The sequence below is a fragment of the Lentzea jiangxiensis genome (genome assembly GCF_900104175.1).
Classification (GTDB): Bacteria; Actinomycetota; Actinomycetes; order Mycobacteriales; family Pseudonocardiaceae; genus Lentzea; species Lentzea jiangxiensis.
Genome location: NZ_FNIX01000002.1, coordinates 549,018 through 564,595 on the forward strand (window position 1 = coordinate 549,018; position 15,578 = coordinate 564,595).

The following is a 15,578-nucleotide window of genomic DNA, read 5'->3' on the forward strand; positions in this document are numbered from 1 at the left end:
GCTGAAACCGTGTGCCTGCTTGGATCTACGGCCACAACGCCTCCAAAGCAAGTGCTTGGTAGGTTAGAGTATGGCGCATGGAGTCCTTCCGGCGCGAGGTGCGGGAATGGTTGTCCGCCAACCTCGTCGGTGAGTTCGCTCAGCTGCGCGGCCTGGGGGGACCGGGCCGCGAGCACGAGGCGTTCGAGGGGCGCTTGCGCTGGCACCGGCACCTCGCCCGGAGCGGGTGGACGTGCCTCGGCTGGCCCGGCGAGCGCAGCGTCGAGGAACAGGTGGTCTTCCACGAGGAGTACGCGGAGGCCGACGCCCCGGCGAAGGTCGACATCGTCGGCGAAGGCCTGCTGGGCCCGACGCTCGTCGCGTTCGGCACGCCGGAGCAGAAGGAGCGCTTCCTGCCCAAGATCCGCACCCTCGAAGAGCTGTGGTGCCAGGGCTACTCCGAACCGGGCGCGGGATCCGATCTGGCGTCCGTGCGGACCAAGGCGCGGCTCGAAGGCGGTCAGTGGGTGATCGACGGCCAGAAGATCTGGACGTCGAACGCGCACCACTCGGACTGGATCTTCGTGCTGTGCCGCACCGAACCGGGCTCGCGGCGGCACCAGGGCCTGTCGTACCTGCTCGTCCCGCTGCGCCAGCCGGGGATCGAGGTGCGGCCGATCCGCCAGCTCACCGGCACGTCCGAGTTCAACGAGGTCTTCTTCGACGGCGCGGTCACGGCGCGGGAGAACGTCGTCGGCCGCCCCGGTGAGGGCTGGAAGATCGCGATGGCCACCCTCGGCTTCGAGCGCGGTACGGCGATGCTCGGCCACCAGGTCGCGTTCCGGCGGCAGCTCGACGCGATCACGGCGCGGGCTCCGGCCGACGAGAGGCTCACCAGGGCGTGGGTGGAGCTGCACGTCATGCGCTCGCACACGCTGAGGACCCTGGAGGACGAACCGGAGGCGTCCGTGCTGAAGCTGTTCTGGGCGGGCTGGCACCGCAGGCTCGGCGAGCTCGCGGTGGACTCGCTCGGACCCGAGTCGATGATCGACGACAACGAGTGGCAGCGCCTGTTCCTGTTCAGCCGCGCGGAGACCATCTACGGCGGCTCGGACGAGATCCAGCGCGAGATCATCGCCCACCGCGTCCTGGGGCTGCCGCGATGACCGGCCACGACCTGCTGAAGGGCAAGGTCGTCGTGGTCACGGCCGCGGCGGGCACCGGCATCGGCTCGGCGACCGCGAAGCGGTGCCTCGAAGAAGGCGCCACCGTCGTCATCAGCGACTGGCACGAACGCCGCCTCGGGCAGACCCACGAGGCACTGGGCGCCGCCCACGCCATCCCGTGCGACGTCACCGACGAGCAGCAGGTGCAGCGGCTGGTCGACGAGACGGTCGAGCGCTACGGCCGCATCGACGTGATGGTCAACAACGCCGGCCTCGGGGGCGAGAACTCGGTCCTCGACATGGCCGACGAGGAGTGGTCGCGGGTCCTCGACGTCACGCTGAACGGCACCTTCCGCTGCACCAGGGCCGCACTGCGCCAAATGGTCGTCCAACGAAGCGGTGTCGTCGTCAACAACTCCAGTGTGATCGGCTGGCGCGCCCAGAGGGGTCAAGCCCACTACGCGGCAGCGAAAGCGGGGGTCATGGCGCTCACCAGGTGCGCCGCGATGGACGTCGCCGAGCACGGCATCCGGGTGAACGCCGTCGCGCCGAGCTTGGCGGCGCACCCGTTCCTGGCCAAGGTCACCAGTGAGGAGTTGCTGACCGAACTGGCGTCCCGCGAGGCTTTCGGGCGCGCCGCCGAGCCCTGGGAGGTCGCGAATGTGATCGTGTTCCTCGCCAGCGACTACTCGTCCTACCTGACAGGCGAGGTCGTCTCGGTGAGCAGTCAGCACCCGTGAGAGAGGAACGACCGATGAGCACCCGGAGGGCCGAGCTGTTGGAGCTCGCCGCGCAGATGTTCGCCGACCGAGGCTACGGGCAGACCACGGTCAGGGACATCGCGGACGCGGCCGGCATCCTGTCCGGCAGCCTCTACCACCACTTCGACTCGAAGGAGTCGATGGTGGACGAGATCCTGCGGACGTTCCTGGACGAGCTGTTCACCCGGTACCGGGAGATCGTCGAGGCCGGCGTCGGTCCGAAGAAGACGCTCAAGGCGCTGGTCGTGGCGTCGTTCGAGGCGATCGACACCCGGCACGCCGCGGTCGCGATCTACCAGAACGAGGCCAAGCACCTGGCGCCGCTGGAGCGGTTCTCCTACATCGAGGACCGCAGCGTGGAGTTCCGCAAGCTGTGGACGGTGCTGCTGGAGGAGGGCATCAGCGCGGGCGTGTTCCGCGCCGACCTCGACGTCGACGTGGCGTACCGGTTCATCCGCGACACGGTGTGGGTGGCCGTGCGCTGGTACCGGCCGGACGGCGACCTGTCCGCGGAGACGGTGGCCGACCAGTACCTCGCCATCCTGCTCGACGGCATCGCCACGGGACGCCGGACGAACTCGAAGACGTAGAAGGAGGGCCCTCGTGGCCGAGGCGTACATCATCGAGGCGGTGCGGACCCCGGCGGGCAGGCGCGGTGGCGAGCTCAGCCGCGTGCACCCCGCCGATCTCGGCGCGCACGTGATCACCGCACTGCTCAACCGGGTCGACGTCGACCCCACGGACGTCGACGACGTGATCTTCGGGTGCGTGGACACCGTCGGCCCGCAGGCGGGCGACATAGCGCGCACGTCGTGGCTCGCGGCGGGGTTCCCGGAACAGGTGCCGGGCGTGACGGTCGACCGGCAGTGCGGCTCGAGCCAGCAGGCGCTGCACTTCGCGGCGCAGGCGGTCATGAGCGGCACGGCCGACGTCGTGGTCGCGGGTGGCGTGCAGAACATGTCGCAGGTGCCGATCGGGTCGGCCATGACGGCCGGTCCACGGGCGGACGGCCCGTTCGAGGGCTGCGAGGGCTGGCGGCACCGCTACGGCGACGAGGAGGTCTCGCAGTTCCGCGCGGCCGACCTGATCGCCGTGCGGTGGGACCTGTCGCGGCGCGAGATGGAGGAGTTCGCGCTGCAGAGCCACCTCCGCGCGATCACCGCGATCAAGGAGGGCCGGTTCGACCGCGAGATCGCCCCGGTCAACGGCGTGGCGGCCGACGAGTGCCCGCGCCCGGACACCAGCGCCGAGAAGATGGCGAAGCTGGCGCCGTTGCGGCCGGGCGGCCGGACCACCGCCGCGCTGTCGTCGCAGATCTCCGACGGCGCCTCCGCGGTGCTGGTGGTGTCGGAACGGGCCGTGCGCGAGCACAGGCTGACGCCGCGGGCACGCGTGCACCACCTGTCGGCGCGCGGGTCCGACCCGATCTACATGCTGACCGCGCCGATCCGGGCCACCCGGTACGCGCTGGAACGCGCCGGGATGTCCCTCGCGGACATCGACCTGTTCGAGATCAACGAGGCGTTCGCGTCGGTGGCGCTGGCGTGGGCCAAGGAGCTGGAGATCGACCTCGGCAGGGTCAACGTCAACGGGGGAGCGCTCGCGCTCGGCCACCCGATCGGCGCGACCGGCACGAAGCTGTTCACGACGTTGCTGCACGAGCTGGAGCGGACGGGCGGCCGGTTCGGGTTGCAGACGATGTGCGAGGGCGGTGGCCAGGCGAACGTGACCATCATCGAACGGCTCTGAGCCGGTCGATCGCCGCCTCGGCGTCCCGCACGATCCCCTCGACCAGGTCCGCGCACGTGGGCAGGTCGCCGAGCAGTCCGGCGACCTGGCCGGACGCGAGCACGCCCGCGTCGGTCCTGCCCTCGACCAGACCGGCTTTGAGCAGCATCGGCGTGTTCGCGGCCATGACGACCTGCGACCACGTGAGGTCCCTGCCGTGCCTGAGGGCCAGGCCCTCGCGGATCATCGCGCGCCAGGACAGCCCGGTGTGCCGCCGGAACCGGGCCGCGTTGGCGACGGCCCTGGCCAGGCCGCTGACCCGGCCGGACCTCTCGAGGTGCTCGACGAGGTCCGACCGCAGGACCCGGTGCGGCAGGCCGTCGACGCGGGTGGTCACCACCGTGCCGTTCAGGTCCCGTCGCAGGTAGGCCTGTTTGACCGCGTCCGGCACCGTGCTCTCCCGCGTGAGCAGGAACCGGGTGCCCATCGCGATGCCGGCCGCGCCGTACGCGAGCGCGGCGGCCAGTCCGCGTCCGTCGAAGAAGCCGCCGGCCGCGACCACCGGGACGTCCACGGCGTCCAGCACGCTCGGCAGCAGCAGGGTCGTGGCCACGCCGCCGGTGTGGCCACCGCCCTCACCGCCCTGGACGATCACGGCGTGCGCGCCCCACTTCGCGACCTTCTCGGCGTGCCGGGCAGCGCCGACCGACGGGATCACGACGACACCGGCGTCGTGCAGCTTCGCGATCATGTCCGGTTTCGGGGCCAGCGCGAACGAAGCGACCCGGACCCGTTCGCGGATGAGCAGGTCGATCCGCTCCGGTGCGTCGTGGGCGTCCGCGCGCAGGTTGACGCCGAACGGCGCGGTGGTGCGCGAGCGGGTCTCCCTGATGGCGGCTTCGAGCTCCGGGTAGGTCATCGTGGCCGAGGCGAGGATGCCGAGCCCACCGGCCTCGGCGGTCGCGGACACGAGCCGCGGGCCCGCGACCCAGCCCATGCCGGTCTGCACGACCGGGTGCCGCACGCCGACCAGGTCGGTGAACGCGGTCCTCACCGCGGCACCTCCCTGTCGCGCGTGGCGTGCGGGTCGAGCCTCGTCCTGATCAGGTCGAGCTCCTCGCCGGTCGGGAGCCTGGTCTCGGTGACCCCGTCGGCGACCAGGGGGAACGACGTCTGCCTCCGCACCTCGTCGACGGACACGCCGGGGTGCGCGGACACGATCCGCATCGAGTGGTCCGGGGTGGCGAAGTCGAGCACGGCGAGGTTCGTGACGACGCGGTGGACGTCGTGGAAGGGCCCCACGGCCCGGTCGTAGCCGACTCCGGACACCACGTCGACCGCCTCGACGAGCACGCGCGGGCTGTGCCGCGGCACCCAGTAGCTGGTGCGGTGGTTGATCGTGTTGCCCGGCGCGCCCCGGAAGCCGAGGAGCTGGCGCGTGGGCCGCGCGTGGTCGCCGATCGCGGAGATGTTCTGGTTGCCGAACCGGTCGACCTGGTTCGCGCCCATCACGACGTGCCGGCGGCCGTGCGCGACGACGTCGAACACCTTCCGGTACGGCAACCACCCCTCCACAGCGGACTCCGCCGTGAGCAGGAACGCCTCGCCGTCGCTGAGCAGCAGGCCGGGTTCGGTCGTCAGCCGGGCGAGCTTCGCGCCGAGGGACGGGATGAGGCCCATCGGGCTGGCGAGCGTCTCCCCGGCGCCGAGGAACAGGTCGGCGCACGCGGCGACGCAGACTTCGGCGCGCGTGATGTCGCTCATCCGAGGAACCTCTCGTAGAAGTCCGGCCACTGCTCCAGGTCCGTGGCGGCGCTGGCGTACTCGCGCTGGAGGGCCTCGTCACGGCCGTAGTCGGGCACGCAGCTCGTGAACCCCGCGCCACCTGGTGCTTCCACCACGCCGTCCACCATCATCCGGTTGAGCAGCAGGGTTTGCGGCGGTCCGTCGAACGTCTCGACGACCTGCTCGCACGAGACGTACCTCTTGTCCGCGGCCAGGCAGAACAGGTCGTCGAAGTACGGGTCCGGCCCGAGGTACTGGGCGTTGCCGTGCCTGTCGGCGCGGTTGAGGTGCACGAGAGCCACGTCGAGCTTGAGCGCGGGCATCGCGACCAGCTCCTCGCCGTCGTCGTAAGGAGATCGCACGGTCTTGAGCTCCGGCGCGCACCGCAGCACGTCCGACCCGAGGCCCGCCCGGATCGGCAGGAACGGCAACCGGTGCCCGGCGGCGCGCAGCCCCGTCTGGAGCATGCCCTCGTCGAGCTCCAGCACCTCGATCGCACCGGTCTCGCGCGCCCGCTTGAACCACGGGTCGTACGGGATCGAGTCGAGCGAGACGAAGCCGTAGACCAGCTTGCGGACCTTGCCGGCCGCGCACAGCAGACCGGCGTCCGGACCGCCGTACGTCACGACCGTGAGGTCGGTGACGCCGGACCGCAGCAGGGCCTTGACCAGGGTCATCGGCTTGCGCCGCGAGCCCCAGCCGCCGATGCCGACGGTCATCCCGCCCTCGATCCCGCCCACGACCTCGTCAGCCGTCATTCGCTTGTCGCGCATGGTCTCCGTCCAGGAAGGCCTGCCGGGCGTGGTCCGACACGCCGGTGAGGTTCAGCTCGAAGGTGAAGCCCTGCTCGAAGCGGTAGCTCCGGTGCACGCGCTGCGGGTCGATGCCGTTGATCGCCTCCTTGGCGGCGCGGATCACCGTGGTGTCCTTCTTCGCGATTTCTTCCGCGATCTCGCGCGCCGCGTCGTCGAGCTGTGCGCGGGGCACGACCTCGACGACGCTGCCGTGGTGGTGCAGGGTTTGCGCACTGACGTTGCGGGCCGTGTAGTAGAGCGTGCGCATGAGGTGCTGCGGGACGAGCCGCGCGAGGTGGGTGGCCGCGCCGAGCGCGCCGCGGTCGACCTCGGGCAGTCCGAACGTGGCGTCGTCGGACGCGACGACGACGTCCGCGTTGCCGACCAGCCCGACACCGCCGCCGAGGCAGAACCCGTTGACGGCGGCGATCACCGGCACCTCGCAGTCGTAGACGGCCGCGAACGCCTTGGCGCACCCGCGGTTGGCCGCCACGAGCGCGTTGTAGCCCTCCGCGCGCTGGATCTCCTTGAGGTCGACGCCCGCGCAGAACCCGCGGTTCTCCGCGCGCAGGACCACCACCCGCGCTCGCGGGTCCTCGCCCGCGGACGTGACCGCCGTGGCCAGGTCGAACCAGCCACGGGAGGGGACGGCGTTGACCGGGGGGTAGTCGATGGTGACCTCGACGATGCCGTTTTCGGTGTGGCTGCTGGAGATCCCCATCGCGCCGCCTTCCGAACCAAGCGATTGCTTGGTAATTTAGCAGTGCCGGAGCGACCGGGGTAGGTGCTGGTGGAACTGGACCTCGACTCAGCGGTGGTCCTGGTGACGGGCGGCGTGCGGGGTGTCGGTCTCGGCATCACCCGTGCGTTCCTCGCCGCCGGAGCCGTCGTCGTCACGTGTGCGCGGCGTCCCGCGGAGGTCGACGGCGCGTCGTTCGTGCCGTGCGACGTCCGGGACGCGGACCAGGTGGCCGGCCTGGTGTCCGGTGTCGTGGCCGAGCACGGCCGGCTCGACGTCGTGGTGAACAACGCCGGCGGAGCGCCGTTCGCGTGGGCGGACAGGGCCTCGCCGCGGTTCCACTCGAAGATCGTCGAACTGAACCTGCTGGCGCCGCTGCTGGTCTCCCAGGCGGCGAACGCCGTGATGCAGACCCAGGGGTCCGGTGGCGCGATCGTGAACGTGAGCAGCGTCAGCGGCCGGCGCCCGTCACCGGGAACCGCCGCCTACGGTGCCGCGAAGGCGGGGCTCGACAACCTGACCTCGACGCTGGCCGTCGAGTGGGCGCCGCGGGTCCGGGTCAACGCCCTGGCCGTCGGCATGGTGCGCACCGAGCAGTCGCACCTGCACTACGGCTCCGAGGCGGGGATCGAGGCGGTCGCGAAGACCGTGCCGCTGGGACGCCTCGCCACGCCGGACGAGGTCGGGGCGTGCGCCGTGTTCCTGGCCTCGCCGCTGGCCTCCTACGTGAGTGGCGCGACCTTGGTCGTCCACGGCGGGGGAGAGGCACCCGCGTTCCTGTCCGCAGCCGAGGGGGGATCTTCATGAGCCGGGTCGTGGTCGTGACGGGGGCCGGTCGGGGCATCGGCCGAGCTCACGCGCTGGCGTTCGGCGCCACCGGAGCCAGGGTCGTGGTGAACGACCTGTCCGCGGCCGTCGCGGGCGAGGTGGCGGAGCTGATCGGGCCGCGAGCGGTGGTCAGCACCGACGACGTCGGCACGTGGGCCGGTGCGCGGCGGCTGGTCCAGACGGCGGTCGAGACGTTCGGCGGGCTGGACGTGCTCGTGAACAACGCCGGCATCGTGCGCGACCGCATGGTCGTGAGCTGCGGCGAGGACGAGTGGGACGAGGTCGTCCGCGTCCACCTCAAGGGCCATTTCGCGACGCTGCGCCACGCCGCCGCGCACTGGCGGGCCGTGCACAAGGCCGGGGGCGCGGTGAGCGGCCGGGTCGTCAACACCTCGTCCGGCGCGGGCCTGTTCGGCAGCGTCGGCCAGGCGAACTACTCGGCGGCCAAGGCGGGCATCGCGGCGATGACCCTGGTGGCGGCCGCCGAGCTGGCCCGTTACGGCGTCACGGTCAACGCCATCGCACCGGCCGCGCGCACGCGGATGACCGAGGCGACGTTCGCGGAGGAGATGGCGGCGCCGGAGGACGGCTTCGACGCGATGGCGCCGGAGAACGTCTCGCCGCTCGTGGTGTGGCTCGGCAGCGAGGAGGCCGGGGACGTGACCGGGCGGATGTTCGAGGTCGACGGCGGACGCGTCTGCGTGGTGCACGGCTGGCGGCGCGGCCCGGAGGTCGACAGGGGTGAGCGCTGGTCGCCGGACGAGCTGGGCGACGTCGTGCGCGAGCTGGTCGCCGACGACCACCCGACCCCTGTCTACGGCGCCGGGTAGCGTCGACCGGGTGACCCGTCCGGCCTCCCACGCCGCCGTCTCGGCCGCGTTGTCCCAGTTCGGCGACGACGACCTTCTCGCTCTGCTGGAACGGGCCAGACCGGCGGGAAAGGGCATCGGCGGTCCGACGGCGGTGCTGGAGGTCGAGGGCACGCCGGTGTTCGTGAAGCGGTTGCCGCTGACCGACCTCGAGCTGCGCGACGCCGGATCGACGGCGAACCTCTTCGGCCTGCCCGTGCACACCCACTACGGCGTCGGGTTGGTCGGGGGAGCGGGCTTCGGGGCGTGGCGGGAGCTGGCCGTGCACAAGATGACCACGAACTGGGTGCTGGAGGGCGAACACCCGGGCTTCCCGCTGATGTACCACTGGCGCGTCCTGCCGCACCCCGGCCAGACCCTGCCCGGCGAACTGGAGCAGGCGGTCGGCTACTGGGGACCGGACATCGCTCCCCGGATCGAGGCGCTGCGGGCGTCCACGTGGAGCATCGCGCTGTTCCTGGAGCACTTCCCGCACAACCTGCACGACTGGCTCAACGGCGTCGCCGACCTCGAAAGCGCCTGCGAGATGGTCGAACGGGAGCTGGCGGCCGGGGTGGAGTTCATGAACTCCCGCGGCCTGCTGCACTTCGACGCCCACTTCCAGAACGTCCTGACCGACGGCGAACGCCTCTACTTCGCCGACTACGGCCTCGCGATCTCCTCCGCGTTCGACCTGTCCGAGGAGGAGACCGCGTTCTTCGCCGAGAACGTCGACTACGACCGCTGCTACACCGTCACGCACCTGGTGATGTGGTTCGCCCACGCCCTGCGGGCACAGGGGGTTCCGCCGCGGATCGCCGCGGTCCTGAACCGCCACAACGAGGTCGCGGCGGTGATGAAGGACTTCTACCGGCGGTTCCAGCACGAGAGCAGGCGCACCCCGTACCCGGCCGGGGACCTCAGAGCCGTTCGATGATGGTGCCCGTCGCCATCGCCCCGCCCGCGCACATCGTGATCAGCGCGGTCGACGCGTCCCGGCGCTCCAGCTCGTGCAGCGCGGTCGTGATGAGCCGCGTCCCGGTGCTGCCCACGGGGTGCCCGATGGCGATGGCTCCGCCGTTGACGTTGACGCGGTCGAGGTTCGGCCGGTGCACCGCCGCCCACGACAGGACCACGGACGCAAACGCCTCGTTGACCTCGAACAGGTCGATGTCGGCCATCTTCATGCTGCTGCGCTCCAGCAGCCGCGCGGTGGCGTCCACCGGCCCGTCCAGGTGGTAGTACGGGTCGGAGCCGACCAGGCACTGCGTCACGATCCGGGCGCGTGGCTTGAGCCCGTGCGCCCGCGCGAACTCCTCGCTGACGACCATGACCGCCGACGCGCCGTCCGAGATCTGCGACGACGTCCCCGCGGTGTGCACGCCGTCCGGGACGACGGGCTGCAACGCCGCCAGCGCCTCCAGCGACGTCTCCCGCAACCCCTGGTCGACGTCCACCAGGTCCTCGCCGACCTTCACCGGCACCACCTCGGCGGCGTAGCGCCCCGCCGCCCACGCCGCCCGCGCCCGGTTCTGCGACTGCACGCCGAACCGGTCGACCTCCTCACGCCCGATCCCGCGCCGCGCGGCGACCCGTTCGGCGGCGACGAACTGGTTCGGCAGGTCGACGGTCCACGACTCGGGCCGCGGCATGCCGGCCTCGCCGATGTTGCTGCGCAGGGGCACCCGGCTCATCGCCTCGACCCCGCACGCGATGCCGGCGTCGATCGCCCCGGCCGCGATGAGGCCCGCGACCAGGTGGGTGGACTGCTGGGCCGAGCCGCACTGGGCGTCGACGGTGGTGCAGCCGGTGGTCTGCGGCAGGCCGGCGTGCAGCCAGGACGTCCGGGTGATGTTGGTGGACTGCTCACCCGCCTGGGTGACGGTGCCGCCGATGACCTGTTCCACCGTGGACGGATCGACACCGGTCCGGTCGAGCAAGCCCCGCTGGGCCGCGCCGAGGAGCTCGGCGGCGTGCACCCCGGCCAACCAGCCGTTGCGCCTGCCGATGGGGGTGCGCACCGCTCCCACGATCACCGGACTGCCCACGCGAGCCTCCTCGCCTAGAAACTAGAACACGTTCCTGCGTTTCTCCAGATTGGCCGCATGGGGGCTTCAACACAAGTCGCAAGCGTGTTTGAATCGGATAGAACGCGTTCCACCAAGGAGGTGCCTGTGGGCAAGCCCCGCATCCCGGAAGGCTTCGACTTCACCGACCCGGACATGTACGCGACCCGGCTGCCGTTCGAGGAGTTCGCCGAACTGCGCCAGACCGCGCCGATCTGGTGGAACTCCAAACCGCTGGGCCAGGGCGGGTTCCCCGACGAGGGCTACTGGGTGGTGACCAAGCACCGCGACGTCAAGGAGATCTCGCGCAACAGCGAGCTCTTCTCCAGCAGGGAGAACACGGCGATCATCCGGTTCCGGGACGACATGCCGCGCGACAACATCGAGATGCAGCGGCTGCTCCTGCTGAACATGGACCCGCCCACGCACACCAAGCAGCGCGGCATCGTCTCGCGCGGGTTCACGCCCAAGGCGGTCAACAGCCTGCGCGACGCCCTGACCGAACGCGCCGGACGCATCGTGTCCGAGGCGCTGGAGAAGGGCAGCGGGGACTTCGTCACCGACGTGGCGTGCGAACTGCCCCTGCAGGCGATCGCCGAGCTGATCGGGATCCCGCAGGAGGACCGGCGCAAGATCTTCGACTGGTCCAACCAGATGATCGCCTACGACGATCCCGAGTTCGAGATCGAACCGCTCGCCGCCGCCACCGAGCTCCTCGGCTACTCGTGGACGATGGCGGAGGACCGGCGCAGGTGCCCGCGGTCCGACATCGTCACCAAGCTCGTCCAGGCCGATGTGGACGGTGCCGGCCTCGCCTCGGAGGAGTTCGGCTTCTTCGTGCTGCTGCTGGCCGTCGCCGGCAACGAGACCACCCGCAACGCGATCACGCACGGCATGAAGGCGTTCTTCGACCACCCCGAGCAGTGGGAGCTGTTCAAGGACTCCAGGCCCGCCACCGCCGGGGACGAGATCGTCCGGTGGGCCACGCCGGTCGTGTCGTTCCAGCGCACCGCGATGGCCGACACCGAGCTCGGCGGCGTCGAGATCAAGCAGGGCCAGCGGCTCGGCATGTTCTACTCGTCGGCCAACTTCGACGAGGAGGTCTTCGCCGAGCCGGAGAAGTTCGACATCCTCCGCGACCCCAACCCCCACCTCGGGTTCGGCGGCAGCGGCGCGCACTTCTGCATCGGCGCCAACCTGGCCCGGCTGGAGATCGACCTGATCTTCAACGCCATCGCCGACGCCATGCCGAACATCAGGCAGGTGGCCGAGCCGCGGCGGCTGCGGTCCGGGTGGCTCAACGGCATCAAGGAGTTCCGGGTCCAGTACGCGTGAGAGACGACCGAGGCCCCTCCACCGGCGGATGGAGGGGCCTCGTGCTGTGACGGGTCAGGGTTCGACGCGGAACGTGGCCATCGCGCGTTCGGTCTCCCAGAACGCGCGCACCGACCTGATCAGGCCGTCCTCGCCCACGTTGTAGACGAACACGCCCTCGGTGTCGACGCGTGCGCCACCGGGCAGGAACGCGCTGATGGTGCCGACGTTCGCGCATTCGGAACCCGCCGCGAACGAGTCGTGCACCGCGAACTCGAAGCGCTCCACGTTGGCGATCGCGAGGTCCCAGAACGCCGCGATGGCCTCCTTGCCGTGGTGGCCCTTGCCCTCCTCGTCGAACATCGAGGGACCCACCGGGTCCTCGACGACGGCGTCCTCGGCGAACAGGGCGAGCCACTCGTTCTTGGCGCCGCGCGTCACGCAGTCCATCGAACGCCACGAGGCCACGCGGGCGGGCGTTTCGGCCTTGGAGGCCGTCCAGGTCACCGCGGTCATGCGAACTCTCCGATCACCTCGTCGGCGAAGCGCCGAAGTCCGTCCTTCTTGGCCTGGAGGCTGCCGTCGAAACCGACGCCGTAGAACAGCCAGGGCACCACGATCGTGTCGGTCACGCCGATCCCGGCGAGCTGCCGGTAGCCGTCGAGGCCGAAGCGGTCGACGCACACGGCCTGGACCTCGAACGGGCGCTCGAAGGCGCCGAGGTCGGTCAGGTCGGCGATGACCTGCTCCAGATCGGCGAACTTGATCATCGCCGACGTCCAGCCGTCGCCGGCGCGGGCGGCGCGCTTCAACGCCGCGGGGGAGTGGCCACCGACGTAGAACGGCACCGGCTCGGTGGGGGCCGGCGACATCTGCAGGCGGTCGAAGTCGAAGTAGTCGCCGTGGTACTCGACCATTCCGCCGCCCAGCACCAGTTTCAGGACGTCGATCATCTCGTCGACGCGCGGCCCGCGGTTGCGGTACGGGACGCCGCACCACTCGAACTCCTCGGGCGACCAGCCGAGGCCCACGCCGAGGCCGAAGCGGTTGCCGGTCAGGTGCGCGACCGAGCCGACCTGGCGGGCGAGCAGCAGCGGGTTGCGGGAGCCGAGCTTGAGGACCTGCGTGTAGAAGCGGATGCGCGACGTCACGGCACCCATCGCGGCGGCCGCGACGAACGGGTCCACCCACGGGGTGTCGGCGTTCCACATCCGGGAGCCGTCCGGGGTGTACGGGTAGTCCGCGGACACCTTCTCCGAGAAGAACAGGGAGTCCGGGAGCGCGATCGACGAGTAGCCGCACTCCTCGGCGCACCGGGCGAGCTCGGTCAGCTGGTCGAGCGGGCTCATGGCGATGCCGACGGTGAACTTCATGGCTTCTCCGATCCGACCACCCACATGGCGAAGAACTGCGACCCGCCGCCGTACGCGTGGCCCAGCGCGACCCGGGCGCCGTCGACCTGGTGCTCTCCCGCGGTGCCCATGACCTGCATGGCGGCCTCGGCGAAGCGCAGGAGCCCGGACGCGCCGATCGGGTTCGAGGACAGCACGCCCCCGCTCGGGTTCACCGGCAGCAGCCCGCCGATCTCGGTCTGGCCCGCCTCGGTGAGCTTCCAGCCCTGACCGACGTCGGTGAAGCCGAGGTTTTCGAGCCACATCGGCTCGAACCACGAGAACGGGACGTAGATCTCGGCGGCGTCCACCTGGGACAGCGGGTCGGTGATGCCCGCCTGCTTCCACAGCGCGCTCGCCGCGTCCCTGCCCGCCTGCGGGTTGACCTGGTCGCGGCCGGCGAACGTCGTCGGCTCCGTGCGCATCGCGGTCGCGCGGATCCAGGCGGCACGCCCCGACGTGGGTTCGGAGGAGATGACCACGGCACAGGCGCCGTCCGAGGACGGGCAGGTCTCGTCGTAGCGGATCGGGTCCCACAGCATCGTGGACGCCCGCACCGACTCGACGGTGATGTCCGGCTGCTTCAGGTGGGCGTAGGGGTTCTTGGCGCCGTTGCGGCGATCCTTGGCGGCGACCATCGCGCCGACGTGCTCGGGAGCGCCCGCACGGCGGATGTAGGAGCGGACGTGCGGGGCGAAGTAGCCGCCCGCGCCCGCGTGGACGGGCATGGTGAACGGCGTCGGCACCGACAGGGCCCACATCGCGTTCGACTCCGACTGCTTCTCGAAGGCCACGGCCAGCACCCGGTCATGCACACCGGACTGGACGAGGCTCGCGGCCACGTTGCCGGTGCTGCCGCCGACCGAACCCGCGGTGTGCACGCGCAGCAACGGTTTCCCGACGGCGCCCAGCGCGTCGGCCAGGAACAGCTCGGGCATCATCACGCCTTCGAAGAGGTCCGGCGCCTTGCCGAGGACCACGGCGTCGATGTCCGGCCAGTCGACCCCGGCGTCGGCCATCGCGCGGTCGACGGCCTCGCGGCACAGGCCCGCCATCGACACGTCGAGGCGCTTGGCGGCGTGGTGCGTCTGGCCGGTGCCGACCACTGCTGCCGGTCGCATCACTCACGCCCTTCCATCACGCAGACGAGGTTCTGTTGCAGGAGAGGCCCGCTGGTGGCGTGGCCGAGGACCTTCGACGCGGTGCCGTCGTGGACGCGCCTCGCGGCCTCGCCGATCCGCGCGAGACCGGCCGAGAACATCGGATTGCCGGCCAGCACGCCCCCGGACGGGTTCACGCCGACGTCGTCGCCGAGCCCGAGGGCTTGGCGCAGCAGGATCTCCTGGTGGGTGAACGGCGCGTGCAGCTCCGCGACCTCGACGCCGTCCGCCCCCGCGGCCTTGCCCGCGGCCACGGCGGACGGGGAGGTCGTGAGGTCGCGCGTGCCGAACGACGGCGAGTCGGTCCGGTGCTCGAACCCGGTGATCCACGCCGGGCGCTCGCACAGTTCCCGTGCCCGGTCACCCGCCGCCAGCACGATCGTCGCGGCACCGTCGGTGATCGGCGCGCAGTCGTGGCGGCGCAGGGGCTCCGCGACGTACGGCAGGTCGAGCAGCTCGTCGGCGGAGACCGTCCCGGACAGCTGCGCCAGCGGGTTGGACAGGGCGGCGGCCCGGCTCCGCGCGGCCACGGCGGCCATCGACCGCTCGTCCCAGAGCCCCGCCTCGATGCCCATCCGGGCCTGGATCCCGGCGAGGCCGAGCGTGTCCGGCCACAGTGGAGTGACGAGGTAGGGGTCGAGCTGCATCGCGAGGACGCGGCGCAGCTGACCGGCCGACGACTTGCCGAAGCCGTAGACGAGAGCGGTGTCGACCTCGCCGCACAGCAGCTTCACCCAGGCCTCGTAGAGCGCCCAGGCGGCGTCCATCTCGACGTGCGACTCGGCGATCGGGGGGAAGGCGCCGATCGCGTCGACCGCCGAGACGAACGAGAACGCGCGCCCCGCCAGGTAGTCCGAGGAGCCCGAGCACCAGAAGCCGATGTCGGCCTTGGTGAGCCCGAGGCCGCCGAGGACCTCGTGGAAGATCGGCACCAGCATCTCGACGCCGTTGGTGGTGCCGTCGGTCTCGCGCACGCAGGGCGTCTGCGCGAAGCCGACTACCGCGATGTCACGCACGTG

At 71.1% G+C, this 15,578-nt stretch carries 17 protein-coding genes; 8 read left to right on the forward strand and 9 right to left on the reverse strand.

Annotated features, from left to right (window positions below; genetic code table 11):
- Window positions 1–77 precede the first annotated feature (77 nt).
- The 4 genes from BLQ91_RS10160 to BLQ91_RS10175 are packed head-to-tail and all read left to right on the forward strand — an operon-like array spanning window position 78 to window position 3,655.
- The gene (locus tag BLQ91_RS10160) at window positions 78–1,145 is read left to right on the forward strand and encodes an acyl-CoA dehydrogenase family protein (RefSeq protein ID WP_090096463.1); all 1,068 of its coding nucleotides are present in this window, start codon (window positions 78–80) and stop codon (window positions 1,143–1,145) included.
- Window positions 1,142–1,885, forward strand: a complete 744-nt coding sequence (locus BLQ91_RS10165; RefSeq protein ID WP_090096464.1) for an SDR family oxidoreductase — start codon at window positions 1,142–1,144, stop codon at window positions 1,883–1,885. Before BLQ91_RS10160 ends, BLQ91_RS10165 begins: the two co-directional genes overlap by 4 nt.
- Before the next feature lie 14 nt (window positions 1,886–1,899).
- The gene (locus tag BLQ91_RS10170) at window positions 1,900–2,496 is read left to right on the forward strand and encodes a TetR/AcrR family transcriptional regulator (protein WP_090096465.1); all 597 of its coding nucleotides are present in this window, start codon (window positions 1,900–1,902) and stop codon (window positions 2,494–2,496) included.
- Window positions 2,497–2,509: 13 nt separating this feature from the next.
- Window positions 2,510–3,655, forward strand: coding sequence for an acetyl-CoA C-acetyltransferase (locus BLQ91_RS10175; protein WP_090096466.1), 1,146 nt, complete (start codon window positions 2,510–2,512; stop codon window positions 3,653–3,655).
- On the opposite strand, the gene BLQ91_RS10180 is transcribed toward BLQ91_RS10175, so the two are convergent.
- The 4 genes from BLQ91_RS10180 to BLQ91_RS10195 are packed head-to-tail and all read right to left on the reverse strand — an operon-like array spanning window position 3,639 to window position 6,934.
- Entirely contained in the window at window positions 3,639–4,688 is a 1,050-nt protein-coding gene (locus BLQ91_RS10180; RefSeq protein ID WP_090096467.1) for an NAD(P)H-dependent flavin oxidoreductase, read from the reverse strand. The two genes, BLQ91_RS10175 and BLQ91_RS10180, sit on opposite strands and share 17 nt — an antisense overlap.
- On the reverse strand, window positions 4,685–5,398 hold the full coding sequence (locus BLQ91_RS10185; RefSeq protein ID WP_090096468.1) for a CoA-transferase subunit beta: 714 nt from the start codon (window positions 5,396–5,398) through the stop codon (window positions 4,685–4,687). The genes BLQ91_RS10180 and BLQ91_RS10185 overlap by 4 nt, the downstream gene beginning before the upstream one ends.
- A complete protein-coding gene (locus BLQ91_RS10190; RefSeq protein ID WP_090096469.1) occupies window positions 5,395–6,192 on the reverse strand; it encodes a CoA transferase subunit A in 798 nt (265 codons plus the stop codon). The genes BLQ91_RS10185 and BLQ91_RS10190 overlap by 4 nt, the downstream gene beginning before the upstream one ends.
- Window positions 6,167–6,934 carry an enoyl-CoA hydratase family protein gene (locus tag BLQ91_RS10195; RefSeq protein ID WP_090096470.1) on the reverse strand — a complete coding sequence of 256 codons (768 nt, stop codon included), beginning with the start codon at window positions 6,932–6,934 and terminating at the stop codon, window positions 6,167–6,169. The genes BLQ91_RS10190 and BLQ91_RS10195 overlap by 26 nt, the downstream gene beginning before the upstream one ends.
- 63 nt (window positions 6,935–6,997) lie before the next feature.
- On the opposite strand from BLQ91_RS10195, the gene BLQ91_RS10200 reads away from it, so the two are divergent.
- From BLQ91_RS10200 to BLQ91_RS10210, 3 genes are read left to right on the forward strand one after another with little or no spacing between them, the layout of a single operon-like run.
- The gene (locus BLQ91_RS10200) at window positions 6,998–7,759 is read left to right on the forward strand and encodes an SDR family oxidoreductase (protein ID WP_090096471.1); all 762 of its coding nucleotides are present in this window, start codon (window positions 6,998–7,000) and stop codon (window positions 7,757–7,759) included.
- Window positions 7,756–8,610, forward strand: coding sequence for an SDR family oxidoreductase (locus BLQ91_RS10205; RefSeq protein ID WP_090096472.1), 855 nt, complete (start codon window positions 7,756–7,758; stop codon window positions 8,608–8,610). The genes BLQ91_RS10200 and BLQ91_RS10205 overlap by 4 nt, the downstream gene beginning before the upstream one ends.
- A 10-nt stretch (window positions 8,611–8,620) precedes the next feature.
- On the forward strand, window positions 8,621–9,565 hold the full coding sequence (locus BLQ91_RS10210; protein ID WP_245733310.1) for a protein kinase family protein: 945 nt from the start codon (window positions 8,621–8,623) through the stop codon (window positions 9,563–9,565).
- Here the strand turns inward: BLQ91_RS10210 and BLQ91_RS10215 are convergent.
- Window positions 9,549–10,676, reverse strand: a complete 1,128-nt coding sequence (locus tag BLQ91_RS10215) for a steroid 3-ketoacyl-CoA thiolase (protein ID WP_090096473.1) — start codon at window positions 10,674–10,676, stop codon at window positions 9,549–9,551. The genes BLQ91_RS10210 and BLQ91_RS10215 overlap by 17 nt on opposite strands.
- Window positions 10,677–10,802: 126 nt before the next feature.
- Here BLQ91_RS10215 and BLQ91_RS10220 point away from each other — a divergent pair, with 126 nt between their 5' ends.
- Window positions 10,803–12,029, forward strand: a complete 1,227-nt coding sequence (locus BLQ91_RS10220) for a cytochrome P450 (RefSeq protein ID WP_090096474.1) — start codon at window positions 10,803–10,805, stop codon at window positions 12,027–12,029.
- Window positions 12,030–12,083: 54 nt separating this feature from the next.
- Here BLQ91_RS10220 and BLQ91_RS10225 read toward each other — a convergent pair whose 3' ends face one another.
- From BLQ91_RS10225 to BLQ91_RS10240, 4 genes are read right to left on the reverse strand one after another with little or no spacing between them, the layout of a single operon-like run.
- On the reverse strand, window positions 12,084–12,524 hold the full coding sequence (locus BLQ91_RS10225) for a nuclear transport factor 2 family protein (protein ID WP_090096475.1): 441 nt from the start codon (window positions 12,522–12,524) through the stop codon (window positions 12,084–12,086).
- The gene (locus BLQ91_RS10230; protein ID WP_090096476.1) at window positions 12,521–13,381 is read right to left on the reverse strand and encodes a TIGR03619 family F420-dependent LLM class oxidoreductase; all 861 of its coding nucleotides are present in this window, start codon (window positions 13,379–13,381) and stop codon (window positions 12,521–12,523) included. Before BLQ91_RS10230 ends, BLQ91_RS10225 begins: the two co-directional genes overlap by 4 nt.
- Complete coding sequence (locus BLQ91_RS10235; protein WP_090096759.1) at window positions 13,378–14,520, reverse strand: thiolase domain-containing protein; 1,143 nt, start codon at window positions 14,518–14,520, stop codon at window positions 13,378–13,380. Before BLQ91_RS10235 ends, BLQ91_RS10230 begins: the two co-directional genes overlap by 4 nt.
- Window positions 14,520–15,575, reverse strand: coding sequence for a thiolase domain-containing protein (locus BLQ91_RS10240; RefSeq protein WP_090096477.1), 1,056 nt, complete (start codon window positions 15,573–15,575; stop codon window positions 14,520–14,522). Before BLQ91_RS10240 ends, BLQ91_RS10235 begins: the two co-directional genes overlap by 1 nt.
- Window positions 15,576–15,578 lie beyond the last annotated feature (3 nt).